Genomic DNA, 24439 nt, shown 5'->3' with positions numbered 1-24439 from the left:
GTACTACTCCAAATTACTTGATAGTTTCGCTGTTAGACTTGAAGAAACGGACTTTTTTGCCGTCTTCGAATCTAAAGCCTACACGGTCAGCCTTGCCGGTAGCCGCATTGAAGATTGCAACGTTAGAAACCTGAATAGCAGCTTCTTTTTCAACGATGCCACCTGGTTGGTTCAGGGCCGGAACCGGCTTCTGATGTTTCTTAACCAGGTTGATACCTTCAACGACAAGTTTGCCGGAAGACAGAACATTTTTTACTTTACCGCGTTTACCTTTATCTTTACCGGTTAACACGATAACTTCGTCATCACGACGGATTTTCGCTGCCATGATTCGCTCCTTAGAGTACTTCTGGTGCCAGAGAGATAATTTTCATGAACTTCTCAGTACGAAGTTCACGAGTTACCGGCCCAAAGATACGCGTGCCGATAGGCTGCTCGCTGTTATTGTTTAAAATAACGCATGCATTACCATCGAAGCGAATGACAGAACCGTCAGGGCGACGAACACCCTTCTTGGTGCGCACCACTACCGCCTTCAGCACATCACCTTTTTTGACCTTACCACGTGGAATTGCTTCCTTGATGGTGATCTTGATGATGTCGCCTACGCCTGCGTAGCGACGGTGCGAGCCACCCAGAACCTTGATACACATTACGCGACGTGCACCGGAGTTGTCGGCGACGTTCAGCATAGTCTGTTCTTGGATCATTTTAGTGCTCCGCTAATGTCAACTACTACCTGAGACTCTAAAATCAGAGCCGTTAAAAAGCCCCATATCGAGGGCGCGGCATTATAACACCGCTTCTGCAATATGGGTAGAAAAAATAAACGGCTCATCGCTGAGCCGTTTATTCGTATTGAGAAGGCGTACTGTATTACAGAACCGCTTTCTCTACAACGCGAACCAGCGTCCAGGACTTAGTCTTGGACAGTGGACGGCATTCACGGATTTCAACCTTGTCGCCGATACCACATTCGTTGTTCTCGTCATGTACGTGCAGTTTGGTCGTACGCTTGATGAATTTACCGTAGATCGGGTGTTTCACAATGCGTTCGATAGCTACAACAATGGATTTCTCCATTTTGTCGCTAACAACACGACCTTGCAGAGTACGGATTTTATCGGTCATTACGCACCCGCCTTCTGAGTCAGTAAAGTCTTAACGCGTGCAACATTGCGACGCACTTGCTTCAGCAGGTGAGTCTGTTGCAGCTGGCCACTTGCAGCCTGCATACGCAGGTTGAACTGCTCACGCAGCAGGTTCAGCAGCTCAGCGTTCAGCTCTTCAACGCTTTTTTCACGCAGCTCTTTTGCTTTCATTACATCACCGTCTTAGTTACAAAGGTGGTTTTGATAGGCAGTTTCGCTGCTGCCAGGCCGAAGGCTTCACGGGCCAGCTCTTCCGGAACACCGTCCATTTCATAAAGGACTTTGCCCGGTTGGATCAAGGCAACCCAGTACTCCACGTTACCTTTACCTTTACCCATACGAACTTCCAGCGGCTTCTCGGTGATCGGTTTGTCCGGGAATACACGGATCCAGATCTTACCTTGACGCTTAACTGCACGGGTCATTGCACGACGTGCTGCTTCGATCTGACGTGCAGTCAGACGACCACGGCCAACAGCTTTCAGACCGAAAGTGCCGAAGCTAACATCCGTACCCTGCGCCAGACCACGGTTGCGGCCTTTGTGCACTTTACGGAATTTTGTACGCTTTGGTTGTAACATCAGCGACGCTCCTTATTTACGGCCTTTACGCTGCTGCTTTTTAGGTTGAGCAGCCGGTTTTTCCGGTTGTTCAACAGCAGCCATACCACCCAGGATCTCACCTTTGAAGATCCATACCTTAACGCCGATTACACCGTAAGTGGTGTGCGCTTCAGAGGTGTTGTAGTCGATGTCAGCACGCAGAGTGTGCAGCGGTACGCGACCTTCGCGGTACCATTCGGTACGTGCGATTTCCGCGCCGCCCAGACGGCCGCTAACTTCAACTTTGATACCTTTAGCGCCCAGACGCATTGCGTTCTGTACAGCACGCTTCATAGCACGACGGAACATAACACGACGTTCCAGCTGTGAAGTGATGCTGTCAGCAACCAATTTAGCGTCCAGTTCAGGCTTACGAACTTCAGCGATATTGATCTGTGCAGGAACGCCAGCGATATCCGCTACGACCTTGCGCAGTTTTTCTACGTCTTCGCCTTTCTTACCGATAACGATGCCAGGGCGAGCAGTGTGAATAGTCACACGGATGCTCTTCGCTGGACGCTCGATAACGATACGAGATACAGACGCTTTAGCCAGTTCCTTAGTCAGGTACTGACGTACTTTAAAATCGCTGTCCAGGTTGTCAGCGAATTCTTTGGTGTTCGCAAACCAGGTAGAGTTCCATGGTTTTACAATACCCAGGCGAATACCATTAGGATGTACTTTCTGACCCATTGCTAGTCTCCAGAGTCTCAGCGATCGGACACAACCACAGTAATGTGGCTGGTGCGCTTCAGGATGCGATCTGCACGACCTTTCGCACGCGGCATAATGCGCTTCATGCTTGGGCCTTCATCTACGAAAATTTTCGCGACTTTCAGATCGTCGATGTCAGCGCCATCGTTGTGTTCAGCGTTAGCAATGGCAGATTCCAGTACTTTCTTGACCAATACCGCAGCTTTCTTGTTGGTATAGGTCAGGATGTCCAGGGCCTGCGACACTTTCTTACCGCGAATCAGGTCAGCAACAAGGCGAACCTTCTGAGCAGAAGAACGAGCATGGCGATGTTGAGCTAAAGTTTCCATCTCTTCCTCCTACCTTATTTCTTCTTCGCTTTTTTATCAGCAGCGTGGCCGCGATAAGTACGAGTCGGTGCGAATTCACCCAGTTTGTGACCAACCATTTCGTCGGTAACAAAGACTGGAACGTGCTGACGACCATTATGGACAGCGATGGTCAAACCGATCATGTTAGGAAAGATCGTTGAACGACGGGACCAAGTGCGCAGGGGCTTCTTGTCTCCGCTTTCCACCGCTTTCTCTACCTTCTTCAGCAAGTGCAGGTCAATAAAAGGACCTTTCTTGAGAGAACGTGGCATGGCTTATCCTCTAAAATTATTTGCTACGGCGACGTACGATAAATTTATCAGTACGCTTGTTGCTGCGGGTCTTCTTACCTTTGGTCTGAACGCCCCACGGAGTTACCGGGTGCTTACCAAAGTTACGACCTTCACCACCACCATGTGGGTGGTCGACTGGGTTCATCGCAGTACCGCGAACGGTAGGACGAACACCACGCCAGCGTGCAGCACCTGCTTTACCCAGAACGCGCAGCATATGCTCAGCATTGCCAACTTCGCCCAGAGTAGCGCGGCAGTCTGCTTCGACTTTACGCATTTCACCAGAACGCAGACGCAGGGTGACATAAGCACCATCACGAGCAACGATCTGAACGTAAGTACCAGCGGAACGTGCCAGCTGACCGCCTTTACCTGGTTTCATTTCTACGTTATGAACGGTAGAACCAACCGGGATATTGCGCATCGGCAGGGTGTTGCCTGCTTTGATTGCAGCATCAACGCCAGACTGAATCTGGTCGCCAGCTTTCAGGCCTTTAGGGGCCAGGATGTAACGGCGTTCGCCGTCTTTGTACAGAACCAGCGCGATGTTCGCGGAACGGTTCGGATCGTACTCAAGACGTTCAACAACTGCTGGGATACCGTCTTTGTTGCGTTTGAAGTCAACAATACGATAAGCCTGCTTGTGGCCACCACCGATGTGACGAGTGGTGATACGGCCATTGTTGTTACGACCACCGGATTTGCTGTTTTTTTCCAGCAACGGAGCAAAAGGTTTGCCCTTGTGCAGCTCAGGGTTAACCACTTTAACTACGTGGCGACGACCCGGAGATGTCGGTTTACATTTAACAACTGCCATTGTATTACTCCTCCGACTTACTCAGCGCCGCCAACGAAGTCCAGATTCTGGCCTTCTTTCAGGGTGACGTAAGCTTTTTTCCAGTCGCTACGACGACCGATACGCTGTCCGTGACGTTTAACTTTCCCTTTAACTACCAGGGTGTTAACGACTTCGACTTCGACTTCAAACAGTTTCTGCACAGCAGCTTTGATCTCTGCTTTGGTCGCGTCTTTAGCAACTTTGAGAACGATGGTGTTTGTTTTTTCCATCGCAGTAGACGCTTTTTCAGAAACGTGCGGTGCGCGAAGCACCTTCAGCAGACGTTCTTCACGAATCATGCCAGCATCTCCTCAACTTGCTTAACAGCATCAGCAGTCATTACGACTTTGTCGAAGGCGATCAGGCTAACCGGGTCGATACCAGTCGCATCGCGTACGTCAACCTTGTGCAGGTTACGTGCGGCCAGGAACAGGTTTTCGTCCAGCTCACCGGTGATGATCAGCACATCTTCCAGAGCCATGTCTTTCAGTTTCTGTGCCAGCAGCTTAGTTTTAGGCGCTTCAACAGAGAACTTCTCGACAACGATCAGACGATCCTGACGTACCAGTTCGGACAGGATGCTTTTCAGCGCGCCGCGGTACATCTTTTTGTTAACTTTTTGACTGTGGTCCTGTGGACGCGCAGCGAAGGTCACGCCACCTGAACGCCAGATCGGGCTCTTGATAGAACCTGAACGCGCACGGCCGGTACCTTTCTGGCGCCATGGCTTTTTGCCAGAACCAGTTACTTCAGCACGAGTCTTCTGAGCACGAGTACCCTGACGAGCACCAGCTGCATAAGCAACTACAACCTGGTGAACCAGCGCTTCGTTGAAATCACGACCGAAGGTAGTTTCGGAAACAGTCAGCGCGCTCTGCGCGTCTTTCAATACTAATTCCATTGCTATCCCCTTACGCCTTCACAGCTGGTTTAACGATCAGGTCGCTACCGGTTGCACCCGGAACTGCACCTTTAACCAGCAGCAGGTTGCGCTCAGCGTCAACACGTACTACGTCCAGGCTCTGAACGGTTACACGTTCGTTACCCAGCTGACCTGCCATTTTCTTGCCTTTGAACACTTTGCCCGGAGTCTGGTTCTGACCGATAGAACCCGGAACGCGGTGAGACAAGGAGTTACCGTGGGTAGCGTCCTGGGTACGGAAGTTCCAGCGCTTAACGGTACCAGCAAAACCTTTACCTTTAGAGGTACCGGTTACGTCAACTTTTTTAACGTCAGCAAACAGCTCAACGCTAATGTCCTGACCTACGGTGAACTCTTCGCCTTCAGCAAGACGGAATTCCCACAGACCACGGCCAGCTTCTACGCCAGCTTTAGCGAAGTGACCCGCTTCTGGTTTGGTTACACGGTTAGCTTTTTTAGCACCAGTGGTCACCTGAACAGCGCGGTAGCCATCGTTAGCCAGATCTTTAACCTGGGTAACGCGGTTTGCTTCAACTTCGATTACGGTTACTGGGATTGAAACGCCATCTTCAGTGAAGATGCGGGTCATGCCCACTTTTTTACCGACTAAACCAATCATTGTATCAACCTCTCAATCGCTCGATGACCTGATTAACCCAGGCTGATCTGCACGTCTACACCGGCAGCCAGATCCAGACGCATCAGAGCATCAACGGTTTTCTCAGTTGGCTCAACGATGTCAACCAGACGCTTGTGAGTGCGGATTTCGTACTGATCGCGCGCGTCTTTGTTGACGTGCGGGGAGATCAGAACGGTGAAGCGCTCTTTGCGGGTCGGCAGCGGGATCGGACCACGGACTTGCGCACCAGTGCGCTTAGCAGTCTCGACGATTTCCGCGGTTGATTGATCGATCAGACGATGATCAAACGCTTTAAGGCGGATACGGATTCTTTGGTTCTGCATGAGACCAGAGCTCCAATTATTTTATAAACGAAAATGATTACTCCTCAAACCCATTACGATTGATGGGAGAGTGTAACCGTTCTTACGTAGCTCCCCAATTGGGAGCATTGTTGAGTAACAAAATGAGCTACTCTGGTTCTGATTGAACCCGCCGTCAATTACGACAAGCCCGCGCATTATACGTAAATTTGGGCAAGACGCAAGTGCCGTTTAGAAATTAAGCGCCTGAGGTGCAGTATGCGTAAGGGCGCGCAACTTTTTACGCAATCTATCTCTTCTCAATGCTTTGTCTGGAGCCCCTACGCAATTGTCGTTTTTGTCGATTGCCGGCCAGGCCGCTTATGACGAGTATGCGCTCAAACCCTTTTGAGGCCATTTCCATGCTAACCACCCTCCCCTTTTTGCTGATCTATTTTTCGCTGACGGCCTTTCTTGTCCGTGCAGATATTCGCTACGGACTGCTTCCCGATAAATTTCTCTGCCCGCTACTCTGGACGGGCCTGCTCTTTCAGCTCTGTATCCATCCTGATTTTCTGCCGAGTGCGGTGGTGGGTGCGATGGCGGGATATATCGGATTTGCCGTTATCTACTGGGGATATCGGTTAATCTGCCGGCGCGAAGGGATGGGATATGGCGATGTAAAATACCTGGCGGCGCTTGGCGCGTGGCATGGCTGGTGCATGCTGCCTACGCTGGCATTACTCGCTGCGCTTATGGCGCTACTCAGCATTCTTGTGTTTTCTTTTCTCACCCCTGATAAAGGGGCATTAAAAAACCCACTGCCTTTTGGGCCATTTCTGGCAGCAGCGGGTTTATGCGTAGGTTGGAAGACGGTGGTTACTCTTCCACTTTAATCTGCGACTGAAGGTAGTTCTGCAGGCCGATTTTAGCAATCAGGTCCAGTTCCGTTTCCAGCCAGTCAATGTGGCCTTCTTCATCGGCCAGGATCTGGATCATCATATCGCGACTGACGTAGTCATGTACGCTGTCTGCGTAGGCAATGGCTTCACGGAGATCTTTGGCGCCTTCCAGCTCCAGCCTGAGGTCGGAACGCAGCATCTCTTCGACATCTTCTCCGATGCCCAGCTTTCCGAGGTCCTGCAGGTTTGGAATGCCTTCAAGGAATAAAATACGCTCGATATATTTATCAGCGTGCTTCATTTCATCGATCGATTCATGGTACTCAACGTCGTTCAGACGTTTAAGCCCCCAGTTTTTGAACATTCTCGCGTGAAGAAAGTACTGGTTAATTGCGACAAGCTCATTTCCCAATAATTTATTGAGATAACTTATGATTTTAACATCACCTTTCATTATATAGTCCCTCCGCTTCCACTCATTGAAGCGTAGATCGGGCTACAGGGATGTCAAAAAAAAGATGGGCGCTTACGCGATCTCTTTGTATTCCGGGATCTGCATCAATTCGTCCTGCATGATCTCTCGCGCAGCACGTACGCATTTACCGCATTGATTTCCCACCGGAACAAATTTGCGTAGCTGCTGAAATGACTGAGGCTGAAACTGGCGAACGGCCTGACGTATTTTCTTGTCGCTTACACCATTACATAAACAAACGTACATAGAGACTCCCGTTCAAATTATGCGCAAAGTGTAAGTGAGAATGGTTATGATTACAATAGCACAAGCGCCACAATACGGGGCGGGAGCAGGCAAAAAATGCGAAATTTTGTGACAGTGCCTGAACGGCAGAAAACAAAAAAGGACGCCGAAGCGTCCTTTTTTTATTCAGGGATAATTAATTAGCCCAGAACTTTAGCAACAACGCCCGCGCCAACGGTACGGCCGCCTTCACGGATTGCGAAACGCAGACCGTCGTCCATCGCGATTGGGTGGATCAGAGTCACAACCATCTTGATGTTGTCGCCTGGCATTACCATCTCAACGCCTTCTGGCAGTTCGATGGTACCGGTCACGTCAGTTGTACGGAAGTAGAACTGTGGACGGTAGCCTTTGAAGAACGGAGTATGACGGCCGCCTTCGTCTTTGGACAGGATGTACACTTCAGATTCGAACTTGGTGTGTGGCTTGATTGAGCCTGGCTTCGCCAGAACCTGACCACGTTCGATTTCTTCACGTTTGATACCACGCAGCAGAACACCAACGTTCTCACCAGCACGGCCTTCGTCCAGCAGTTTGCGGAACATTTCAACGCCAGTACAGGTAGACTTCGCAGTCTCTTTGATACCAACGATTTCAACTTCTTCGCCAACTTTGATGATACCGCGCTCTACACGACCGGTAACAACGGTACCACGACCGGAGATGGAGAATACGTCTTCGATTGGCAGCAGGAATGGCTTGTCAATCGCACGCTCTGGTTCTGGGATGTAAGAATCCAGGAAGCCAGCCAGTTCGATGATTTTCGCTTCCCACTCAGCTTCGCCTTCCAGCGCTTTCAGAGCAGAACCACGAACGATTGGGGTATCGTCGCCTGGGAAATCGTACTGAGACAGCAGTTCACGAACTTCCATCTCTACCAGTTCCAGCAGCTCTTCGTCATCAACCATGTCGCATTTGTTCAGGAACACGATGATGAAAGGAACGCCTACCTGACGACCCAGCAGGATGTGCTCACGAGTCTGAGGCATTGGGCCGTCAGTCGCAGCAACAACCAGGATCGCGCCGTCCATCTGCGCAGCACCGGTGATCATGTTTTTAACATAGTCGGCGTGGCCTGGGCAGTCTACGTGTGCGTAGTGGCGAGTCGGGGTGTCGTACTCAACGTGAGAGGTGTTGATGGTGATACCACGAGCTTTTTCTTCTGGTGCGTTATCGATCTGGTCGAATGCACGAGCAGAACCACCGTAGGTTTTAGCCAGAACGGTAGTGATTGCAGCAGTCAGGGTAGTTTTACCATGGTCAACGTGGCCGATAGTACCAACGTTGACGTGCGGTTTTGTACGTTCAAATTTTTCTTTAGACACGGCTATATTCCTTACTATAGTGCTCTCCCCTGTGGAGAGAGCACGGGACTTAGGTTTTAATCCTGTGGATTACTTACCACGGGCTTCAATAACGGCCTGAGCAACGTTGTTAGGCGCATCATCATACTTCAGGAATTCCATGGTGTATGATGCACGACCTTTGGTCAGAGAACGCAGCTGAGTTGCATATCCGAACATTTCAGACAGCGGAACTTCAGCGTGGATCTTAACGCCAGTTACTTCGGATTCCTGACCACGCAGCATACCGCGACGACGGCTCAAGTCACCGATAACGTCACCGGTGTTCTCTTCAGGAGTTTCTACTTCAACCTTCATGATTGGCTCAAGCAGAACTGGTTTTGCTTTCTTAAAGCCTTCTTTAAAGGCAATAGACGCAGCCAGTTTAAACGCCAGTTCAGAGGAGTCAACGTCGTGGTAAGAACCGAAGTGCAGACGAACACCCATGTCAACAACCGGATAGCCAGCCAGAGGGCCCGCTTTCAGCTGTTCCTGAATGCCTTTATCAACGGCTGGGATGTATTCGCCAGGAATTACACCACCTTTGATGTCGTTGATGAACTCGTAACCTTTCGGGTTAGAGCCCGGCTCCAGTGGGTACATGTCGATCACAACGTGACCGTACTGACCGCGACCACCAGACTGCTTAGCGTGTTTACCTTCAACATCGGTAACTTTCGCGCGAATCGCTTCGCGGTAAGCAACCTGAGGTTTACCCACGTTCGCTTCAACGTTGAATTCACGCTTCATACGGTCAACGATGATGTCCAGGTGCAGTTCACCCATACCAGCGATGATGGTCTGGTTAGATTCTTCATCAGTCCATACGCGGAATGATGGGTCTTCTTTCGCCAGACGGCCCAGAGCCAGACCCATTTTTTCCTGGTCAGCTTTGGTTTTTGGTTCAACTGCGATGGAGATTACCGGCTCAGGGAATTCCATACGCTCCAGAATGATCGGGTGATCTGGGTCACACAGGGTGTCACCAGTGGTCACGTCTTTCAGACCGATAGCTGCAGCGATGTCGCCCGCACGAACTTCTTTGATCTCTTCACGTTTGTTAGCGTGCATCTGTACGATACGGCCAAAACGTTCACGCGCCGCTTTCACGGAGTTCAGGATGGTGTCACCGGAGTTAACCACACCAGAGTAAACGCGGAAGAAGGTCAGGTTACCCACGAATGGGTCGGTAGCGATTTTGAACGCCAGTGCAGAGAATGGCTCTTCGTCGCTTGCGTGACGCTCTGCTGGAGTATCTTTACCGTCGTCCAGGATGCCGTTGATCGCAGGAACGTCAACCGGGGATGGCAGGTAGTCAACTACCGCATCCAGCATTGCCTGAACACCTTTGTTCTTGAACGCAGAACCACAGGTTACCAGGATGATTTCGTTGTTCAGAACGCGCTGACGCAGAGCTTTTTTGATCTCTTCTTCAGTCAGTTCTTCACCACCCAGGTATTTCTCCATCAGCTCTTCAGAAGCTTCAGCAGCGGATTCGATCAGGTTCTGGTGCCATTCGTCAGCCAGGTCCTGCATTTCAGCCGGGATATCTTCGTATTCGAAGGTAACGCCCTGGTCTGCATCGTTCCAGTTGATGGCTTTCATTTTCACCAGGTCGATAACGCCGGTGAAGCCTTCTTCAGCACCAATTGCCAGCTGCAGCGGAACAGGGTTCGCGCCCAGACGGGTTTTGATCTGACCAACAACTTTCAGGAAGTTAGCACCCATACGGTCCATTTTGTTAACGAACGCGATGCGTGGAACTTTATATTTGTTCGCCTGACGCCATACAGTTTCAGACTGTGGCTGAACACCACCAACTGCGCAATAAACCATTACCGCGCCGTCAAGAACACGCATGGAACGTTCTACTTCGATGGTGAAGTCAACGTGCCCTGGGGTGTCGATGATGTTTACGCGATGCGGTTCGTACTGCTTAGCCATACCTGACCAGAATGCAGTAGTCGCTGCGGAGGTGATAGTAATACCACGCTCCTGCTCCTGTTCCATCCAGTCCATGGTGGCTGCGCCGTCATGAACTTCACCGATTTTGTGGTTTACACCGGTGTAGAACAGAATACGTTCGGTAGTAGTGGTTTTACCGGCGTCGATGTGCGCACTGATACCGATGTTACGGTAGCGTGCGATGGGTGTTGTACGAGCCATTTGATTCCTCGTTTATATCTTTAGGCGTTCAGTTAAGTTACCCAGAGCGGGCGGCTTCTCTGAAGCGCCCGCCTGGTGACTAATACTCCGAAGGGATTACCAACGGTAGTGTGCGAACGCCTTGTTGGCTTCTGCCATACGGTGAACGTCTTCACGTTTCTTAACTGCAGTACCTTTGTTGTCTGCAGCATCAGAAAGTTCGTTCGCCAGACGCAGAGCCATGGATTTATCACCGCGTTTACGAGCAGCTTCAACGATCCAACGCATTGCCAGAGCATTACGACGAACCGGACGAACTTCAACTGGAACCTGATAAGTAGAACCACCAACGCGGCGGGACTTAACTTCTACAGTTGGGCGAACGTTGTCGAGAGCGACTTCGAAAGCTTCCAGTTCATTTTTACCAGAACGCTGAGCCAGGGTCTCAAGCGCGCTGTATACGATTGCTTCTGCAGTAGATTTTTTACCATCTACCATCAGGATATTTACAAATTTTGCCAGCAGTTCTGATCCGAATTTCGGATCTGGAAGAATTTTACGCTGACCAATGACGCGACGACGTGGCATGGGAATACTCCGTTGTTAATTCAGGATTGTCCAAAACTCAAAGAGTTTAGTGTGACATTAAGATAAATCAGTTTGGCCTTACTTAACGGAGAACCATTAAGCCTTAGGACGCTTCACGCCGTACTTGGAGCGAGCCTGCTTACGGTCTTTAACACCTGAGCAGTCGAGCGCACCACGAACGGTGTGGTAACGAACACCCGGAAGGTCTTTAACACGACCGCCACGGATCAGGATCACGGAGTGTTCCTGCAGGTTGTGACCTTCACCACCGATGTAGGAAGTCACTTCGAAACCGTTAGTCAAACGCACACGGCATACTTTACGCAGTGCGGAGTTTGGTTTTTTAGGAGTGGTGGTATATACACGAGTACATACGCCACGTTTCTGCGGGCAGGCTTCCAGCGCAGGCACGTTGCTCTTTGCAACTTTGCGTGCGCGTGGTTTGCGTACCAGCTGGTTAACTGTTGCCATTAAATAGCTCCTGGTTTTAGCTTTTGCTTCGTAAACACGTAATAAATCGACCTCATACAATATGAGGACGCGAAATTTTAGGGCTACGTCGAAAAGGTGTCAAGAAATATACAGCGATCTCAGATCACCAGTTCATTTGACTGGCGTGCGTCACAGTAAGATTGACGAAATCAGTATAGCCAACCACGTCAATTTTGGCTGAAATTTGACCAGAAAGACCCCGCGCATCCAGATCGTCTTTCAGCGCAGAGACTGTTATGGGGGCATTCGTGAGAATTTCAACGAAACGACTGCCTTCCAGTGCGGCAAGCACGCCGTCCTGAATCAGCAGCAGGTCATCACCTTCGCGCAGCATACTCAGTAACGCGTCGGTATCACATTGCCATGGTGAATGGCTCAGAGTATGGAGCATGTCAGCCTCAGAAAGTCAGAACGGTGTCGTAGTGGGAAAGGTGTTCGCGCAATGCAGCAGAAGACAGGACTGTCACATCCAGCACGAAAGGCGTTGCCTCGTTTAAACCACGCGCGGCCAAAGAGTCAGCACAAACATAGAAGGTTTCGATATCGTAAAGCGGTAACACTTTGAACGTCGCGATGTAATCACGCGCCAGAATGGCCTGAGGCTGTTGCCCCGCCAGAAGCTGAAATACCCCGTCGCCCAAAAAGAAGACACCGATATCTTCGGTCAGCGCGGAAGTCGCAAGTAACGCATCCAGCCCTTCTCGGCCAGAAGCGCTGCCGTGCGGCGCAGAGGTAAAAACAAATGCCACGCGCTTCATCAGAATTGCACCACTCTGTCGCAGGTTAATGCCGCCTGTGCCAGTGCACCCAGACCACTCAACGAAAAACCGGGCTGCAGGTTAGAACCCGATAAACCTAGACGAGCGGCTTCGGTTGCATCAGTCACCCCGCGGCGCAGAGCCGCCGCCACGCAGATGTGCAGTTCTACGCCCTGCTTTTCGTTTAATGCCTGCCAGCCGCGCACCAGATCGAACTCATCGCTCGCCGGTGACGTAAACTGATTCGCGTTATACACCCCTTCCCGATAGAAGAAGACGCTCGCCAGCTCATGCCCGGCCGCCAGTAGCGCATGCGCAAACTGCAGCGCGCTGCTGGCCTGCTGAGTACCGTACGCCGGGCCTGTCACCATTAACGCAAAACGCATTACTTATCTTGTCCCAGGAAATCGCCGCTTTTGAACTGGCGAATATAGAGGTAGACCGTGTGCTTGGAGATGTTCAGACGATCGGCCACCTGGTTGATGGCGTCTTTAATATCAAAAATCCCTTTCTCATAGAGATTGAGCACGATCTGACGATTCTTGGCGTTGTTCGAGACGTTGCGATCGGCATTCACCTCTTCAATCGTAAACTCAAGCGTCTGCGTCACCAGATCTTCAACGGAGGAGGCAAAGTTAACAGAAGAGCCAACGTCCGGCGTTTCTGGTGGAACAAAGGTGCTCATGATTTGCGAGAATGGCACATCAAGGTTCATGTTGATGCACAGCAGCCCAATAACACGATGCTCGCGGTTTCGAATCGCGATGGTTTCTGATTTCATCAGCACGCCGCTTTTGGCGCGGGTGAAATAGCATTTGGAGACGCTGCTGTCCGCGCCGGTCATGTCATGCAGCATACGCAATGCAAGGTCGGTAATTGGCGAACCAATTTTACGGCCAGTATGCTCACCATTCGCAATGCGGATGGCGGAACACTTCAGATCTTGCAGGGAGTGCAATACGATTTCGCAGTGGGAGCCAATGAGCATCGCTAACCCGTCCACTACCGCTTCATAGGATTTCAGAATATCGAAGTCGGTCTGATCGAAAGGACGTTGATCCAGCAAATCAAGTTCACTGGTTTCGTTGGTTAAAAGCGACCTGGACATGAAAAAAACACTCCTTTTCAGGAGCCTGTCGTTAGGTTTTCAGGGCAGGCTCATTATCTACACGGACAACTAAATTAATACAGCGTGCCTAACGCTTTCCAGTGTTAATTATATCTGCCCCACAATAAAAAACCGCCGCCTTAAAGGCGGCGGTTTTTTTTCAGCATTACTTCTTAGCAGCAGCGGCTTTATCGTCAGCCGGCGCGTCTGCTTTGGCATCCGCTTTCGGTGCCGGTTTGATGTCCAGCAGCTCTACGTCAAAGACCAGCGTAGAGTTGGCAGGGATACCCGGAACGCCGGTTTTGCCATAGGCCAGATCCGGTGGGATAACCATCTTGATCTTGCCACCTTTCTTGATGTTTTTCAGACCTTCAGTCCAGCCCGGGATAACGCCGTCCAGACGGAAAGAGAGCGGCTCACCGCGGGTGTAGGAGTTGTCGAACTCTTTACCGTCGATCAGCGTACCTTTGTAGTTCACAACAACGGTGTCGCTGTCTTTAGGCGCATCGCCGGTGCCTTCTTTCTCAACTTTGTATACCAGGCCAGTAGAAGAGGTTTTCACACCCTTCTCTTTAGCAAAGGTATCGCGGTAGGCTTTGCCTTTCGCTTCGTTGTCTTTCGCGTCCGCATCCATCTTAGTCTGCGCGGCACCCTTCACGCGCGCTTCAAACGCCTGCAGAGTCTGTTCAATTTCCTGGTCAGACAGCTTGCTCTTATCTGCAAATGCGTCCTGAACGCCCGCGATCAGCTGAGCTTTATCCAGTTTGATGCCCAGTTTCTCTTGTTCTTTCAGAGAGTTTTCCATGTAACGACCCAGAGATGCGCCCAGTGCGTAGGCGGATTTCTGGTCGTCATTTTTGAACGCCGCTTTGCTGTCTGCAGTAGCAGCAGGCTTCGCAGCAGTATCAGCAGCGAATGACAGCGGCGCGTTCAGCGCAACAGCCATCGTGGTCGCCAGCAGCGTTACTTTAAACAGTGATTTCATCCATATCTCCAGGGCCTGGGGACTCTCACCCCAGCGTTAAACGTAAATGAGTTACGTACTATAAAACGTTGCGGAAGAAATCTACAGACAGACACTTCCAATTCTCGCCACTTTTCAGACTATTTTTGTTTAAATAAGTTTCCTGCCAAGGAGATGCGAACTGTACTTAAGGATAAACTCAGTTAAACTGCGCCGCCGCAGGGCCATTATGGCGAATCTGAAATAAACGAGGTGAATGATGAAGGATACAGCAATAGAAGCGAGATTGGCTGAGCTGGAAAGCCGCCTGGCTTTTCAGGACATCACCATCGAAGAGCTCAACCAAACGGTGACCGCCCACGAGCTAGAAATGGCAAAACTGCGGGATCTGCTGCGTCTGCTCACTGAAAAAGTGAAGGCCACACAGGCATCGCACATCGCCTCTCAATCTGAAGAGACGCCACCACCTCATTACTGAGGCGTAAAAAAAGCGGGATTATCCCGCTTTTTTTGTGCCCGGTGGCGCGAAGCTTACCGGGCCTACATACCAAATACCCTATGGATTTCGAGTCGCAGGAAGGCGGCAAGCTTGAAAATCCCCGGGAGCATAGATAACTATGTGACCGGGGTTTGAAAGCGCAGCCAACGCACCTGCGGCTTGAAAGACGACGGGTATTAGTGGCAGCCGCAGCCGCCGTTACCGCAACCACCTTTACCGTGGTCGTGACCATGGTCGTGATCGTGGCCGTGACCACCGCAGCAGCCGTCGTGGCCGTGATCGTGGTCATGGTCGTGACCGTGCGCACCGTGAACGTGGCCATGAGCCAGCTCTTCTTCGGTCGCTTTACGGATCGCAACAACTTCTACGTTGAACTTCAGGTTCTGGCCAGCCAGCATGTGGTTACCGTCAACCACGACGTGGTCATCTTCCACTTCGGTGATTTCAACAGGAACCGGGCCCTGGTCAGTTTCAGCCAGGAAGCGCATGCCAACCTGCAGCTCGTCAACACCCATGAACACGTCTTTAGGAACGCGCTGAACCAGGTTGTCGTCATACTGACCGTAAGCGTCGTTCGCGCCTACAGCAACGTCAAATTTGTCGCCAACTTCATGACCTTCCAGCGCGGTTTCCAGGCCAGAAATCAGGGAACCGTGACCATGCAGGTAGTCAAGCGGCGCACTCACCGGAGACTCATCAACCAACACACCGTCTTCTGTACGTACCTGATAGGCCAGGCTGACCACCAGGTCTTTTGCTACTTTCATGATATCTCCTGAGTGTGGGAAAATTGCTGGCGCAGATTGTAGCGGAAATCTGCACCCGTGTACCCTTTAGCTTAAAAAAACTCAGGGCATATCGCTAGTCCGGATGAAAAATCCCGATAACTTGCTCTTCTTTGCGAACGTGATCGCGGGCCTCTTTATCGGCCTCACGCATCTGGTGACCGCACTTAACACACTCAACAACATCAATATTATTTTCCCGCCACATCGCCAGGGTATCTTGCGCCTGGCAGGTCGGGCATTTTGCACCCGCAATAAAGCGTTTACGTACAGCCATTTTTCGTTACCCTTTATTCAAATTCATCCCAGCCATCGAGCTGGCGTCGTTCCTGCTGCATCTCTCGCTGGAAGATCTCCTCCAGCTCGCGACGCGCTTCCCGCACGCGGGAGATCTGCGCCGTATCGGTATGGACCGGCATCAGCTCGCGCAGCATCCGCATATCCAGCCGGCGGAAGTGCATCTGGGCGCGCTGCGCCTGATGCGGATGCATGCCGAGCGAGATCAGCGCCTTACGGCCCAGCTCCAGCGCACTGGAGAACGTCTCACGGGAGAAGTGTTTCACACCCGCCTGCAACAATTCGTGAGCTTCAACACGTCCCCGCGCACGCGCCAGAATATGCAGATGCGGGAAATGCTGCTGGCACAGCTCCACCAGCTTCATCGTGTCTTCCGGATCATTACAGGTAATCACGATGGACTCTGCCGCTTCCGCCCCCGCCGAGCGCAGCAGCTCGAGCTGGGTCGCATCGCCGTAGTAAACCTTATAACCATATTTGCGCATCAGGTTGACCGCGCTGATATCCCGTTCCAGCACCGTAATGCGCATTTTGTTCGCCATCAGCAAACGTCCGATAACCTGTCCGAAACGACCAAAGCCCACCACAATCACCTGCGGCTTGTCGTCTTCCACCCACGGCGCTTCGTCTTCATCGTCCGTCGGGTTCAGGCGGCGCGACAGCAGTTTATCCACCAGCTTCATCAGCAGCGGCGTAGTCATCATAGACAGCGTGACCGTTACCAGCAAAAGCGCCATTTGATCGTCTTTAAAGAGCTTCTGGGAGGAAGCGGTCGAGAACAGCACAAACGCGAACTCGCCCCCCTGGCTTAACACGCTGGCAAACTGCATGCGTTCCGAACTGCGCAGCCCGTAAATACGTGACATGACGTACAGCACCAGCATCTTCACCGCCACCAGGATGGCGACGCTCACGACCACCCACAGCAGATGGGTATAGAGCACGCCAAGGTTAAGCGCCATCCCGACCGAAATAAAGAACAGACCTAGCAGCAGCCCTTTGAAGGGATCGATGGCAATTTCCAGCTCGTGGCGATACTCGCTCTCCGCCAGCAGCACCCCGGCAATAAAGGTCCCGAGCGCCATCGACAGCCCCAGCGCGTCCATAAATAACGCCGATCCCAGCACCAGCAGCAGCGTCGCGGCGGTAAACACCTCGCGAACGCCCGACGCGGCAATAAAGCGGAACACGGGACGTAGCAGGAAACGCCCGCCGATCAGCATGCCCGCGAAGGCCAGCACCTTCATGGCGATTTTAGCCCAGTCGAAATGATCGTCCCCGGAGCCCGCCAGCAGCGGCACCAGCGCCAGCGCCGGGATCACCGCCAAATCCTGGAACAGCAGCACCGAAAAGCCCAGTTGACCGGCTTCGTTACGGTTCATCCCTTTGTCGCGCATCAGCTGCAGCGCCATCGCCGTGGAGGACATCGCGAGGCCTATCCCGCCAATCACCGCCGCCTGCCATGAAAAGTTGGTCAGCATTAGCAGGCCGCCCAGGATAGCGGCGCTGAACAACACCTGCGCGGCGCCCACGCCAAAGATAGAGCGTCGGAGTTGCCACAATTTCGAAGGATTCAGCTCCAGGCCGATGATGAACATCAGGAACACCACGCCCAGCTCGGAGAAATGGAGGATCTCATCTACATCGCTGATGAATCCCAGTCCCCAGGGACCAATCGCGATCCCCGCCAGCAGATAACCCAACACTGCACCGATACCAATGCGTGCAGCAAGCGGCACCGCGACGACGGCCGCAAATAAAAACAGCACCCCGGCGAGGAGCAAATTCGATCCTTCCATTAACGACCTCCTGCCGGAATCGGTGACGCCAGCCATTCACCGTAGGCTCTGGCGTGGCTTGCCAGTTCTTTCGGATCCTGTCGCCGCGCCCAGTAGACAATAATCGGGCTCATCCAGTGCATACGGCACATCGCCGCCGTCAGCTCGAAAGGCCGCAGGATGTCGCTCATCGGATAACGGTTCAGCCCGTCGTGACGGTAAGCGCTTTCGGGTTCACCGGTCGTAATCACACTACGCCAGTACTTTCCCGCCAGCTGGTTGCCCCCCACCCCGCTGGAGAAGCCCCGGCTCAGCACGCGGTCCAGCCACTCTTTGAGCAGCGCCGGACAGCTGTAGGTATAAAGCGGATGCTGGAACACAATCACGTCATGCTGACGCAGCAGCTCCTGCTCGTAAGGGATATCAATAAAGAAATCAGGATAGTGCGCGTAGAGATCGTGCACCGTCACGTTGCTAAGCTGTGTGGCCGGCTTAAGCAGCACCCGGTTTGCCACCGAGTCCTGAGATTCCGGATGGGCATACAGCAGCAGCACTTTTGCTGTCTGAGACATCATTCCCCTCCCGGTCTTGTTTCTGTTTTTGTGTATCGTCGTTGTTTTGGGCTACCATGGCGGCCCGGTGCGGAAAATGGCCCACACCTTACATTATCATAATGACAAATTAACATAGTCGGAACATACGGCGCTTCTATGATTGTTTTCTCCTCGTTACAAATTCGTCGCGGCGTGCGCGTCCTGCTGGATAACGCCACTGCTACCATCAACCCAGGCCAAAAAGTGGGCCTGGTCGGCAAAAACGGCTGCGGTAAATCAACCCTGCTGGCGCTGCTGAAAAACGAGATTAGCGCGGATGGCGGTAACTTTACCTTCCCGGGGAACTGGCAGCTCGCCTGGGTAAACCAGGAGACGCCGGCGCTGAGCGAACCGGCACTCGACTATGTTATCGACGGCGACCGTGAATACCGTAAGCTCGAGGCGGAACTTCATTCTGCTAACGAGCGCAACGACGGTCACGCCATCGCCACCGTTCACGGCAAGCTGGACGCTATCGACGCGTGGACCATTCGCTCCCGCGCCTCCAGCCTGCTGCACGGCCTGGGCTTCAGCAATGAACAGCTGGAACGCCCGGTCAGCGACTTCTCCGGCGGCTGGCGTATGCGCCTCAACCTGGCGCAGGCGCTGATCTGCCGCTCTGACCTGCTGCTGCTCGATGAACCGACCAACCACCTCGATCTCGATGCGGTTATTTGGCTGGAGAAGTGGCTCAAGAGCTATCAGGGCACTCTGATTCTGATCTCCCACGACCGCGACTTCCTTGACCCGGTGGTGGATAAAATCATTCATATCGAACAGCAAACGATGTTCGAGTATACCGGCAACTACAGCTCCTTCGAGCGCCAGCGCGCGACGCGTCTTGCCCAGCAGCAGTCGATGTACGAAAGCCAGCAGCAGCGCGTGGCGCACCTGCAGAGCTTCGTGGATCGCTTCAAGGCCAAAGCCTCAAAAGCCAAGCAGGCCCAGAGCCGCATCAAGATGCTGGAACGCATGGAGATGATTGCCCCGGCGCACGTGGATAACCCGTTCCACTTCAGCTTCCGCGAACCGGAAAGCCTGCCAAACCCGCTCCTGAAGATGGAGAAGGTCAGCGCGGGCTATGCCGACCGCATTATTCTCGATTCCATCAAGCTCAACCTGGTGCCGGGTTCGCGCATTGGCCTGCTGGGGCGTAACGGCGCCGGTAAATCGACGCTGATCAAGCTGCTGGCGGGCGAGCTTAACCCGGTCAGCGGTGAAATCGGCCTGGCGAAGGGCATCAAGCTGGGCTACTTCGCCCAGCATCAGCTGGAATTTTTACGCGCGGATGAATCGCCGATTCAGCACCTCGCGCGCCTGGCACCGCAGGAGTTGGAGCAGAAGCTGCGCGACTATCTCGGCGGCTTCGGTTTCCAGGGCGATAAGGTGACTGAAAACACCGAGCGCTTCTCCGGGGGCGAAAAGGCCCGTCTGGTGCTGGCGCTGATCGTCTGGCAGCGCCCGAACCTGCTGCTGCTCGATGAACCGACCAACCACCTGGATCTCGACATGCGCCAGGCGCTGACCGAAGCGCTGATTGAGTTCGAAGGCGCGCTGGTTGTCGTCTCGCACGACCGTCACCTGATCCGCTCCACCACGGACGATCTCTATTTAGTGCACGGCGGCAAAGTTGAACCGTTCGACGGCGACCTTGAAGACTACCAGCAGTGGCTGACGGACGTGCAGAAGCAGGAGAACCAGCCGGAAGAGTCAGCAAAAGACAACGCCAACAGCGCGCAGGCGCGTAAAGACCAGAAGCGTCGTGAAGCGGAGCTGCGCACCCAGACGCAGCCGCTGCGTAAAGAGATTACCCGACTCGAAAAAGAGATGGAAAAGCTCAACGCCACGCTGGCTATCGTTGAAGAGAAGCTCGGCGACAGCGGTCTGTATGACCAGAGCCGCAAGGCTGAGCTGACGGACTGCCTGCAAACCCAGGCGAAAACCAAATCCAGCCTCGAAGAGTGCGAGATGGCGTGGCTGGACGCGCAGGAACAGCTGGAAGCGATGCTTCAGGCCGACTAAACCATCGGGAGGGTTATGCGTTTCGATACCACGAGCGATATTACATTCCGCAAGCTCAGCATCTTCATGACGTTTATGGAGAAAGGGAATATCGCGCGTACCGCCGAAACGCTGGGCCTGAGCGGCGTCAGCGTGCACCGCGCGCTGCACACGCTGGAAGAGAACGTGCGCTGCCCGCTCTTTACCCACAAGGGGCGCAACCTGATTGCCCTGCCTTCCGCCTGGACGCTGCTGGAGTATTGCCAGGAGGTGATGCAGGTGATGGAGCGCGGGCTGGAAGAGTCGCGCAAAATCGCCGGTATCGGCCAGGGGCGGCTGCGCGTGGGCACGCTCTACTCCCTGACGCTGGAAACCGTGCCGCGCCTGATTATGGGCATGAAGCTGCGCCGTCCGGATCTGGAGATGGATCTGACGATGGGCTCCAACGACACCCTGCTGCACATGCTGGATGAAGGCTCGCTGGACGCGATTCTTATCTCCATCTCCGAAAGCGACATAGACCGCAACAGCCTTGAGGTTCTGCCGCTCTTCCACGACGACATCTTCCTCGCCGCACCGGCTTCCGCCACGCTGAATACCCACGGGCCAGCGGATCTCCGCGATTACAAAGATCAGAAATTTGTCGCGCTTGCAGAAGGTTTTGCGACCTACGCCGGGTTTCAGGAGGCGTTTCATATCGCCGGGTTCGAGCCGGAAATTGTCACCCGCGTGAATGACATCTTCTCGATGCTGAGCCTGGTGCAGGCAGGCGTGGGTTTTACGCTGATGCCGGGCAGGATGAAGAAGGTCTACGAGAATTCGGTGCAGCTGTTGAAGCTGGCGGAGCCGTACCAGATGCAGCAGCTGATCGCCATCGTCTTCGCCCGCAACCGCGAGCAGGACCCGAGCCTGCGGGCATTAGCCGCCGAAGGGCGGATGTATGCGCGCAGCCTGCAGGAAAGTGTGTGATATAAAACAAGACAACCGAACCCGTAGGCCCGGTAAGGCGCAGCCGCCACCGGGCAAAAAAACTCACGCACGAAGCCGCTTCGCCAGATGCACCGCCACGTCTACCCCGCTGCGTTCCAGCGAAAGGGTCTCCCCTTCCCACGCAGCCTGCCGCGTCAGGCAGGTCAGTACGCCGCCGGGCGGCATCTCAATTGCCAGCCGCGCTTCACGCTCGTTAGCGGAAATCACCGCCTCCTGCCAGCGCACGGTTCGCGCCATGTTCATCGCCAGATCGTCGGCGATTTTTTCCGGCTGCCAGAGCACGCGGCCGGTACTGCCGCTCAGGTACGCGCAGCGTGGACGAGCCAGCGTGACGGACTCAAATGCCGCCGCCAGCTTTTTCGCCGGTTCCGCCAGCAGTTCGCAGTGGGACGGCACGCTGACCGCCAGCCGTTTGGCCTTGCTCGCCCCTTTGGCCAGCGCTCGCGCCGCCACCTGCGCCATCCCGTCATCGCTTCCGGCAATCACGATCTGCGTTTCTGCGTTCAGGTTGGCAATGTAGGTTCCGGTGCCTTCAATCAGCGTTTCTACCTGCGGCAGGGTTAAGCCCATGATTGCCGTCAGGCCGTAGCCGTGCGGGTACGCCTGCTCCATCAAATCACCGCGCAGCGCCACCAGCCTCAGCGCGTCCGAAAAGTCCAGCGCGCCCGCGATAACCGCCGCCGGATAAGCGCCGATGGACAGGCCGCTGACGATATCCGGCGTCACGCCGCGACGATCCAGCTCGCGCCCCCAGGCCACACCGGCAATCAGCAGCGAAAGCTGAACCGCGCGGGTATGGGTTAACGCGTCCGCGCTGTCCAGCGTATCCACTTCGGCGCCCAGCACCTCTCGCGCCTGTTCCAGTTCCGTTCCCGGCAGGTTTTGCAGCATGTCTTCATGCTGCGTGCCCTGTCCCGGAAAGGTAAACAGTAGTTTCATCACTCCTCCCTGCGCCACGGATCCGCCACCAGGCGCGGTCCGCGACGGGTTTTCAGCAGCGTTTTGCCGTCACGCAGCCACTCCGCCAGCGCGAAGCCGCCCTCGGGGGTATCCACCTGCGTATCCGCCCGACACAGCGCGCGGCTCAGCTGCGACTGCCATGCGGTAAAAGCATCGGGGGAAATCGGCTGCGGCGCGCGGATCAGCAGGTCAAGATCGCTGTCGGCATGAATAACCGGAATACCCGTCGCCAGCGCGTAGCCGGTGCTGCCGGTGATCCCCCACGTCCACGGCCACGCCTGCTGCGCAAGCTGCAGCGCCACCTGAACCGGCGGCTGTGTCACAAACGGCGAACGCAGCAGATCGGCCGTCACGCTCAACGCCTCAGGCGAAACGACGCGATGGACGTTTTCGGGCTTCACCCATCCGGCCGCCCGCTGGTCGCGGCGTAATCCGCGCACGCCAACGGGAATGCGGCCTTCGCTATCAACATCACGCCGCACCACCACCGGCAGGCCGGTATGCCAGGCCGCCTCCACCCAGGATTCGGTGATGCCTTCCAGCGCGTCGCGCGCGGTAAGCCAGATGAGGTCGTGCGGGCGTAATGTTGTGGTCATAATTACATTCCTGAAGTCAGCGAGATAAACAGCGGCAGCGACAGGATACACAGTACGGAGCTTAACAGCAGCACGGCTTCAGCATCCGGCGACTGCACGCCAAAGCGGTTACCGAACACCACGCCGAAGAAGCCCGCAGAGAGCGCAATCATCAGGATAGCGGTGATCGCCACGGAGCCGTGCAGACCGAAGATCAGCACAATACCCCAGGCAATCGCAGGCTGAATCAGCAGCTTGGCGATGGTGGAGGTGATCACCATGGTGTTGATCTGCAGCTTGCGGGCAGAGAGGATCACCCCGGTCAGGAACAGCGCCGCAGCGGTCGCCGACAGCCCCAGCGGTTTAATCGCCGCAAGCACCAGCTCCGGCATTTTGATCCCGATGGCGGACAGAATCACGCCCAGCAGCGGGCCCATCACGATCGGTTTCTTAATGGAGCGCCACATCAGCACCGGCAGCATGGAGAGCGTTGAGCCAGAGTTATTCCCCTCGGCGCGCGCTTTCTCACGCTCCAGGATCAGCAGGCAGAACGGGGTCATCAGCACTGAACCGCAGGCAATAGAGACCGCCACGGAGAGCGACGTGGACGATCCTTCACCCAGCACGCTGCCCAGAATCGGCAGGCCCAGCGCCGCGTAGTTAGGCAGCGCCACCGTCAGGGTCAGCACGGCCGCGTCCTGCGGGGATTTATTAAAGACTTTAGTCGCGAGGAAGTAGATGGCCGCATAGGTAATCCACATCGCCAGCGTCAGCACCAGAATCAGCGGCGACTGCGCCACGATGCCGGTCCACGGCGTTTGCACGGTGGCACTAAACAGCGCGGCAGGCAGTGCAAAATCCATCACGAAGATATTGAGCAGGGAAACGTTTTTGTTATCGACCATCTTTGCCTTACCGGCCCAGAATCCCAGCAGCATGATGACGAAAATCGGTGCAAGAGCATGAACAATTACGTAAGTCATAAATCACCTGTAGTAAAAAAAGTTTTAGCACTGGTGCGATGTTTATTATTTTTCAGGATGCAGGCTCCCACGCGGGCGCAGCGGACGCGCTCGCGGGGGTTTGCATCTCTGGCAGGTCTTTTTTTTA

The 24439-nt window shown here is 53.9% G+C and carries 35 protein-coding genes; 4 read left to right on the top strand and 31 right to left on the bottom strand.

Annotation, left to right across the window (positions count from 1 at the left end; translation table 11 throughout):
* Positions 1-13 precede the first annotated feature (13 nt).
* The 13 genes from rplX to rpsJ form a co-directional block, all read right to left on the bottom strand.
* Positions 14-328, bottom strand: coding sequence for a 50S ribosomal protein L24 (gene rplX, locus NQ230_RS02425; protein ID WP_003863287.1), 315 nt, complete (start codon positions 326-328; stop codon positions 14-16).
* 10 nt (positions 329-338) lie between these two features.
* Positions 339-710: a 50S ribosomal protein L14 gene (rplN, locus tag NQ230_RS02420; RefSeq protein WP_002919748.1), complete on the bottom strand. Its 372-nt coding sequence runs from the start codon at positions 708-710 to the stop codon at positions 339-341.
* A gap of 166 nt (positions 711-876) precedes the next feature.
* Positions 877-1131 carry a 30S ribosomal protein S17 gene (rpsQ, locus tag NQ230_RS02415; RefSeq protein WP_008503489.1) on the bottom strand — a complete coding sequence of 85 codons (255 nt, stop codon included), beginning with the start codon at positions 1129-1131 and terminating at the stop codon, positions 877-879.
* The gene (gene rpmC / locus NQ230_RS02410; RefSeq protein WP_003863282.1) at positions 1131-1322 is read right to left on the bottom strand and encodes a 50S ribosomal protein L29; all 192 of its coding nucleotides are present in this window, start codon (positions 1320-1322) and stop codon (positions 1131-1133) included. Before rpmC ends, rpsQ begins: the two co-directional genes overlap by 1 nt.
* Positions 1322-1732, bottom strand: coding sequence for a 50S ribosomal protein L16 (gene rplP, locus NQ230_RS02405; RefSeq protein WP_002919759.1), 411 nt, complete (start codon positions 1730-1732; stop codon positions 1322-1324). Before rplP ends, rpmC begins: the two co-directional genes overlap by 1 nt.
* Positions 1733-1744: 12 nt before the next feature.
* Complete coding sequence (rpsC, locus tag NQ230_RS02400) at positions 1745-2446, bottom strand: 30S ribosomal protein S3 (protein WP_000529945.1); 702 nt, start codon at positions 2444-2446, stop codon at positions 1745-1747.
* A gap of 17 nt (positions 2447-2463) precedes the next feature.
* Entirely contained in the window at positions 2464-2796 is a 333-nt protein-coding gene (gene rplV / locus NQ230_RS02395; protein ID WP_002919773.1) for a 50S ribosomal protein L22, read from the bottom strand.
* 14 nt (positions 2797-2810) lie between these two features.
* A complete protein-coding gene (gene rpsS, locus NQ230_RS02390; RefSeq protein ID WP_001138117.1) occupies positions 2811-3089 on the bottom strand; it encodes a 30S ribosomal protein S19 in 279 nt (92 codons plus the stop codon).
* A 16-nt stretch (positions 3090-3105) separates the two neighbouring features.
* On the bottom strand, positions 3106-3927 hold the full coding sequence (rplB, locus tag NQ230_RS02385; RefSeq protein WP_000301859.1) for a 50S ribosomal protein L2: 822 nt from the start codon (positions 3925-3927) through the stop codon (positions 3106-3108).
* 17 nt (positions 3928-3944) lie between these two features.
* Positions 3945-4247: a 50S ribosomal protein L23 gene (gene rplW, locus NQ230_RS02380; RefSeq protein ID WP_000617546.1), complete on the bottom strand. Its 303-nt coding sequence runs from the start codon at positions 4245-4247 to the stop codon at positions 3945-3947.
* Positions 4244-4849 carry a 50S ribosomal protein L4 gene (gene rplD / locus NQ230_RS02375; RefSeq protein ID WP_000424395.1) on the bottom strand — a complete coding sequence of 202 codons (606 nt, stop codon included), beginning with the start codon at positions 4847-4849 and terminating at the stop codon, positions 4244-4246. Before rplD ends, rplW begins: the two co-directional genes overlap by 4 nt.
* Positions 4850-4859: 10 nt before the next feature.
* A complete protein-coding gene (gene rplC / locus NQ230_RS02370; RefSeq protein WP_006178923.1) occupies positions 4860-5489 on the bottom strand; it encodes a 50S ribosomal protein L3 in 630 nt (209 codons plus the stop codon).
* Between the two features lie 32 nt (positions 5490-5521).
* Positions 5522-5833, bottom strand: coding sequence for a 30S ribosomal protein S10 (gene rpsJ, locus NQ230_RS02365; protein ID WP_001181005.1), 312 nt, complete (start codon positions 5831-5833; stop codon positions 5522-5524).
* A 380-nt stretch (positions 5834-6213) separates the two neighbouring features.
* On the opposite strand from rpsJ, the gene NQ230_RS02360 reads away from it, so the two are divergent.
* Positions 6214-6687 carry a prepilin peptidase gene (locus NQ230_RS02360; protein WP_121426196.1) on the top strand — a complete coding sequence of 158 codons (474 nt, stop codon included), beginning with the start codon at positions 6214-6216 and terminating at the stop codon, positions 6685-6687.
* Here the strand turns inward: NQ230_RS02360 and bfr are convergent.
* The 11 genes from bfr to fkpA form a co-directional block, all read right to left on the bottom strand.
* Positions 6671-7147 (bottom strand): bacterioferritin, encoded by a 477-nt coding sequence (bfr, locus tag NQ230_RS02355; RefSeq protein ID WP_008503492.1) that lies wholly within the window; start codon positions 7145-7147, stop codon positions 6671-6673. The two genes, NQ230_RS02360 and bfr, sit on opposite strands and share 17 nt — an antisense overlap.
* Before the next feature lie 72 nt (positions 7148-7219).
* Complete coding sequence (gene bfd / locus NQ230_RS02350) at positions 7220-7414, bottom strand: bacterioferritin-associated ferredoxin (RefSeq protein ID WP_008503493.1); 195 nt, start codon at positions 7412-7414, stop codon at positions 7220-7222.
* A 179-nt stretch (positions 7415-7593) separates the two neighbouring features.
* Positions 7594-8778 carry an elongation factor Tu gene (gene tuf, locus NQ230_RS02345; protein ID WP_014068448.1) on the bottom strand — a complete coding sequence of 395 codons (1185 nt, stop codon included), beginning with the start codon at positions 8776-8778 and terminating at the stop codon, positions 7594-7596.
* 69 nt (positions 8779-8847) lie between these two features.
* On the bottom strand, positions 8848-10962 hold the full coding sequence (gene fusA / locus NQ230_RS02340) for an elongation factor G (RefSeq protein WP_032662329.1): 2115 nt from the start codon (positions 10960-10962) through the stop codon (positions 8848-8850).
* Between the two features lie 96 nt (positions 10963-11058).
* Entirely contained in the window at positions 11059-11529 is a 471-nt protein-coding gene (rpsG, locus tag NQ230_RS02335) for a 30S ribosomal protein S7 (RefSeq protein WP_004106370.1), read from the bottom strand.
* A gap of 96 nt (positions 11530-11625) precedes the next feature.
* Entirely contained in the window at positions 11626-12000 is a 375-nt protein-coding gene (rpsL, locus tag NQ230_RS02330) for a 30S ribosomal protein S12 (protein WP_000246815.1), read from the bottom strand.
* A 124-nt stretch (positions 12001-12124) separates the two neighbouring features.
* Positions 12125-12412 carry a sulfurtransferase complex subunit TusB gene (gene tusB, locus NQ230_RS02325; protein ID WP_054830114.1) on the bottom strand — a complete coding sequence of 96 codons (288 nt, stop codon included), beginning with the start codon at positions 12410-12412 and terminating at the stop codon, positions 12125-12127.
* A 7-nt stretch (positions 12413-12419) separates the two neighbouring features.
* The gene (gene tusC / locus NQ230_RS02320; protein WP_121426096.1) at positions 12420-12779 is read right to left on the bottom strand and encodes a sulfurtransferase complex subunit TusC; all 360 of its coding nucleotides are present in this window, start codon (positions 12777-12779) and stop codon (positions 12420-12422) included.
* A complete protein-coding gene (gene tusD / locus NQ230_RS02315; RefSeq protein WP_121426097.1) occupies positions 12779-13165 on the bottom strand; it encodes a sulfurtransferase complex subunit TusD in 387 nt (128 codons plus the stop codon). Before tusD ends, tusC begins: the two co-directional genes overlap by 1 nt.
* Entirely contained in the window at positions 13165-13887 is a 723-nt protein-coding gene (locus tag NQ230_RS02310) for a helix-turn-helix transcriptional regulator (protein ID WP_045330517.1), read from the bottom strand. Before NQ230_RS02310 ends, tusD begins: the two co-directional genes overlap by 1 nt.
* Positions 13888-14053: 166 nt before the next feature.
* Entirely contained in the window at positions 14054-14872 is an 819-nt protein-coding gene (gene fkpA, locus NQ230_RS02305) for an FKBP-type peptidyl-prolyl cis-trans isomerase (protein ID WP_023309460.1), read from the bottom strand.
* 238 nt (positions 14873-15110) lie between these two features.
* Between fkpA and NQ230_RS02300 the strand changes: the two genes are divergently transcribed.
* Positions 15111-15329 (top strand): protein SlyX, encoded by a 219-nt coding sequence (locus tag NQ230_RS02300; protein WP_121426197.1) that lies wholly within the window; start codon positions 15111-15113, stop codon positions 15327-15329.
* A gap of 197 nt (positions 15330-15526) precedes the next feature.
* Here NQ230_RS02300 and slyD read toward each other — a convergent pair whose 3' ends face one another.
* The 4 genes from slyD to kefG all read right to left on the bottom strand — a co-directional run bounded on the left by slyD (position 15527) and on the right by kefG (position 18782).
* Positions 15527-16117, bottom strand: coding sequence for a peptidylprolyl isomerase (gene slyD, locus NQ230_RS02295; protein ID WP_257259795.1), 591 nt, complete (start codon positions 16115-16117; stop codon positions 15527-15529).
* A gap of 94 nt (positions 16118-16211) precedes the next feature.
* The gene (locus tag NQ230_RS02290; RefSeq protein ID WP_010436300.1) at positions 16212-16412 is read right to left on the bottom strand and encodes a YheV family putative zinc ribbon protein; all 201 of its coding nucleotides are present in this window, start codon (positions 16410-16412) and stop codon (positions 16212-16214) included.
* Between the two features lie 13 nt (positions 16413-16425).
* Positions 16426-18231: a glutathione-regulated potassium-efflux system protein KefB gene (gene kefB / locus NQ230_RS02285; RefSeq protein WP_023309462.1), complete on the bottom strand. Its 1806-nt coding sequence runs from the start codon at positions 18229-18231 to the stop codon at positions 16426-16428.
* Positions 18231-18782, bottom strand: coding sequence for a glutathione-regulated potassium-efflux system ancillary protein KefG (gene kefG / locus NQ230_RS02280; protein ID WP_014885493.1), 552 nt, complete (start codon positions 18780-18782; stop codon positions 18231-18233). Before kefG ends, kefB begins: the two co-directional genes overlap by 1 nt.
* Before the next feature lie 138 nt (positions 18783-18920).
* On the opposite strand from kefG, the gene NQ230_RS02275 reads away from it, so the two are divergent.
* The gene (locus NQ230_RS02275) at positions 18921-20825 is read left to right on the top strand and encodes an ABC transporter ATP-binding protein (protein WP_257259793.1); all 1905 of its coding nucleotides are present in this window, start codon (positions 18921-18923) and stop codon (positions 20823-20825) included.
* A gap of 15 nt (positions 20826-20840) precedes the next feature.
* Positions 20841-21773 (top strand): LysR substrate-binding domain-containing protein, encoded by a 933-nt coding sequence (locus NQ230_RS02270; protein ID WP_213822723.1) that lies wholly within the window; start codon positions 20841-20843, stop codon positions 21771-21773.
* A 63-nt stretch (positions 21774-21836) separates the two neighbouring features.
* On the opposite strand, the gene mdcH is transcribed toward NQ230_RS02270, so the two are convergent.
* Genes mdcH through NQ230_RS02255 form a run of 3 tightly spaced genes read right to left on the bottom strand, consistent with a single transcriptional unit; the run spans position 21837 to position 24312 of the window.
* Complete coding sequence (gene mdcH / locus NQ230_RS02265) at positions 21837-22733, bottom strand: malonate decarboxylase subunit epsilon (protein WP_257259790.1); 897 nt, start codon at positions 22731-22733, stop codon at positions 21837-21839.
* Complete coding sequence (locus NQ230_RS02260) at positions 22733-23350, bottom strand: malonate decarboxylase holo-ACP synthase (RefSeq protein ID WP_257259787.1); 618 nt, start codon at positions 23348-23350, stop codon at positions 22733-22735. Before NQ230_RS02260 ends, mdcH begins: the two co-directional genes overlap by 1 nt.
* A 2-nt stretch (positions 23351-23352) precedes the next feature.
* Complete coding sequence (locus NQ230_RS02255; RefSeq protein ID WP_257259785.1) at positions 23353-24312, bottom strand: AEC family transporter; 960 nt, start codon at positions 24310-24312, stop codon at positions 23353-23355.
* Positions 24313-24439: the final 127 nt, after the last annotated feature.

The sequence above is a fragment of the Enterobacter asburiae genome, from assembly GCF_024599655.1.
GTDB classification, from domain to species: domain Bacteria; phylum Pseudomonadota; class Gammaproteobacteria; order Enterobacterales; family Enterobacteriaceae; genus Enterobacter; species Enterobacter asburiae_D.
The sequence above is the reverse complement of the archived record's forward strand: the minus strand, read 5'-3'. Positions and strand labels throughout refer to the sequence as shown.

Excerpts from the sequence above, each read along its gene's own strand:
- rplX (WP_003863287.1), bottom strand. The coding sequence starts at position 328 with ATGGCAGCGAAAATCCGTCGTGATGACGAAGTTATCGTGTTAACCGGT.
- rplN (WP_002919748.1), bottom strand. The coding sequence starts at position 710 with ATGATCCAAGAACAGACTATGCTGAACGTCGCCGACAACTCCGGTGCA.
- rpsQ (WP_008503489.1), bottom strand. The coding sequence starts at position 1,131 with ATGACCGATAAAATCCGTACTCTGCAAGGTCGTGTTGTTAGCGACAAA.
- rpmC (WP_003863282.1), bottom strand. The coding sequence starts at position 1,322 with ATGAAAGCAAAAGAGCTGCGTGAAAAAAGCGTTGAAGAGCTGAACGCT.
- rplP (WP_002919759.1), bottom strand. The coding sequence starts at position 1,732 with ATGTTACAACCAAAGCGTACAAAATTCCGTAAAGTGCACAAAGGCCGC.
- rpsC (WP_000529945.1), bottom strand. The coding sequence starts at position 2,446 with ATGGGTCAGAAAGTACATCCTAATGGTATTCGCCTGGGTATTGTAAAA.
- rplV (WP_002919773.1), bottom strand. The coding sequence starts at position 2,796 with ATGGAAACTTTAGCTCAACATCGCCATGCTCGTTCTTCTGCTCAGAAG.
- rpsS (WP_001138117.1), bottom strand. The coding sequence starts at position 3,089 with ATGCCACGTTCTCTCAAGAAAGGTCCTTTTATTGACCTGCACTTGCTG.
- rplB (WP_000301859.1), bottom strand. The coding sequence starts at position 3,927 with ATGGCAGTTGTTAAATGTAAACCGACATCTCCGGGTCGTCGCCACGTA.
- rplW (WP_000617546.1), bottom strand. The coding sequence starts at position 4,247 with ATGATTCGTGAAGAACGTCTGCTGAAGGTGCTTCGCGCACCGCACGTT.
- rplD (WP_000424395.1), bottom strand. The coding sequence starts at position 4,849 with ATGGAATTAGTATTGAAAGACGCGCAGAGCGCGCTGACTGTTTCCGAA.
- rplC (WP_006178923.1), bottom strand. The coding sequence starts at position 5,489 with ATGATTGGTTTAGTCGGTAAAAAAGTGGGCATGACCCGCATCTTCACT.
- rpsJ (WP_001181005.1), bottom strand. The coding sequence starts at position 5,833 with ATGCAGAACCAAAGAATCCGTATCCGCCTTAAAGCGTTTGATCATCGT.
- NQ230_RS02360 (WP_121426196.1), top strand. The coding sequence starts at position 6,214 with ATGCTAACCACCCTCCCCTTTTTGCTGATCTATTTTTCGCTGACGGCC.
- bfr (WP_008503492.1), bottom strand. The coding sequence starts at position 7,147 with ATGAAAGGTGATGTTAAAATCATAAGTTATCTCAATAAATTATTGGGA.
- bfd (WP_008503493.1), bottom strand. The coding sequence starts at position 7,414 with ATGTACGTTTGTTTATGTAATGGTGTAAGCGACAAGAAAATACGTCAG.
- fusA (WP_032662329.1), bottom strand. The coding sequence starts at position 10,962 with ATGGCTCGTACAACACCCATCGCACGCTACCGTAACATCGGTATCAGT.
- rpsG (WP_004106370.1), bottom strand. The coding sequence starts at position 11,529 with ATGCCACGTCGTCGCGTCATTGGTCAGCGTAAAATTCTTCCAGATCCG.
- rpsL (WP_000246815.1), bottom strand. The coding sequence starts at position 12,000 with ATGGCAACAGTTAACCAGCTGGTACGCAAACCACGCGCACGCAAAGTT.
- tusB (WP_054830114.1), bottom strand. The coding sequence starts at position 12,412 with ATGCTCCATACTCTGAGCCATTCACCATGGCAATGTGATACCGACGCG.
- tusC (WP_121426096.1), bottom strand. The coding sequence starts at position 12,779 with ATGAAGCGCGTGGCATTTGTTTTTACCTCTGCGCCGCACGGCAGCGCT.
- tusD (WP_121426097.1), bottom strand. The coding sequence starts at position 13,165 with ATGCGTTTTGCGTTAATGGTGACAGGCCCGGCGTACGGTACTCAGCAG.
- NQ230_RS02310 (WP_045330517.1), bottom strand. The coding sequence starts at position 13,887 with ATGTCCAGGTCGCTTTTAACCAACGAAACCAGTGAACTTGATTTGCTG.
- fkpA (WP_023309460.1), bottom strand. The coding sequence starts at position 14,872 with ATGAAATCACTGTTTAAAGTAACGCTGCTGGCGACCACGATGGCTGTT.
- NQ230_RS02300 (WP_121426197.1), top strand. The coding sequence starts at position 15,111 with ATGAAGGATACAGCAATAGAAGCGAGATTGGCTGAGCTGGAAAGCCGC.
- slyD (WP_257259795.1), bottom strand. The coding sequence starts at position 16,117 with ATGAAAGTAGCAAAAGACCTGGTGGTCAGCCTGGCCTATCAGGTACGT.
- NQ230_RS02290 (WP_010436300.1), bottom strand. The coding sequence starts at position 16,412 with ATGGCTGTACGTAAACGCTTTATTGCGGGTGCAAAATGCCCGACCTGC.
- kefB (WP_023309462.1), bottom strand. The coding sequence starts at position 18,231 with ATGGAAGGATCGAATTTGCTCCTCGCCGGGGTGCTGTTTTTATTTGCG.
- kefG (WP_014885493.1), bottom strand. The coding sequence starts at position 18,782 with ATGTCTCAGACAGCAAAAGTGCTGCTGCTGTATGCCCATCCGGAATCT.
- NQ230_RS02275 (WP_257259793.1), top strand. The coding sequence starts at position 18,921 with ATGATTGTTTTCTCCTCGTTACAAATTCGTCGCGGCGTGCGCGTCCTG.
- NQ230_RS02270 (WP_213822723.1), top strand. The coding sequence starts at position 20,841 with ATGCGTTTCGATACCACGAGCGATATTACATTCCGCAAGCTCAGCATC.
- mdcH (WP_257259790.1), bottom strand. The coding sequence starts at position 22,733 with ATGAAACTACTGTTTACCTTTCCGGGACAGGGCACGCAGCATGAAGAC.
- NQ230_RS02260 (WP_257259787.1), bottom strand. The coding sequence starts at position 23,350 with ATGACCACAACATTACGCCCGCACGACCTCATCTGGCTTACCGCGCGC.
- NQ230_RS02255 (WP_257259785.1), bottom strand. The coding sequence starts at position 24,312 with ATGACTTACGTAATTGTTCATGCTCTTGCACCGATTTTCGTCATCATG.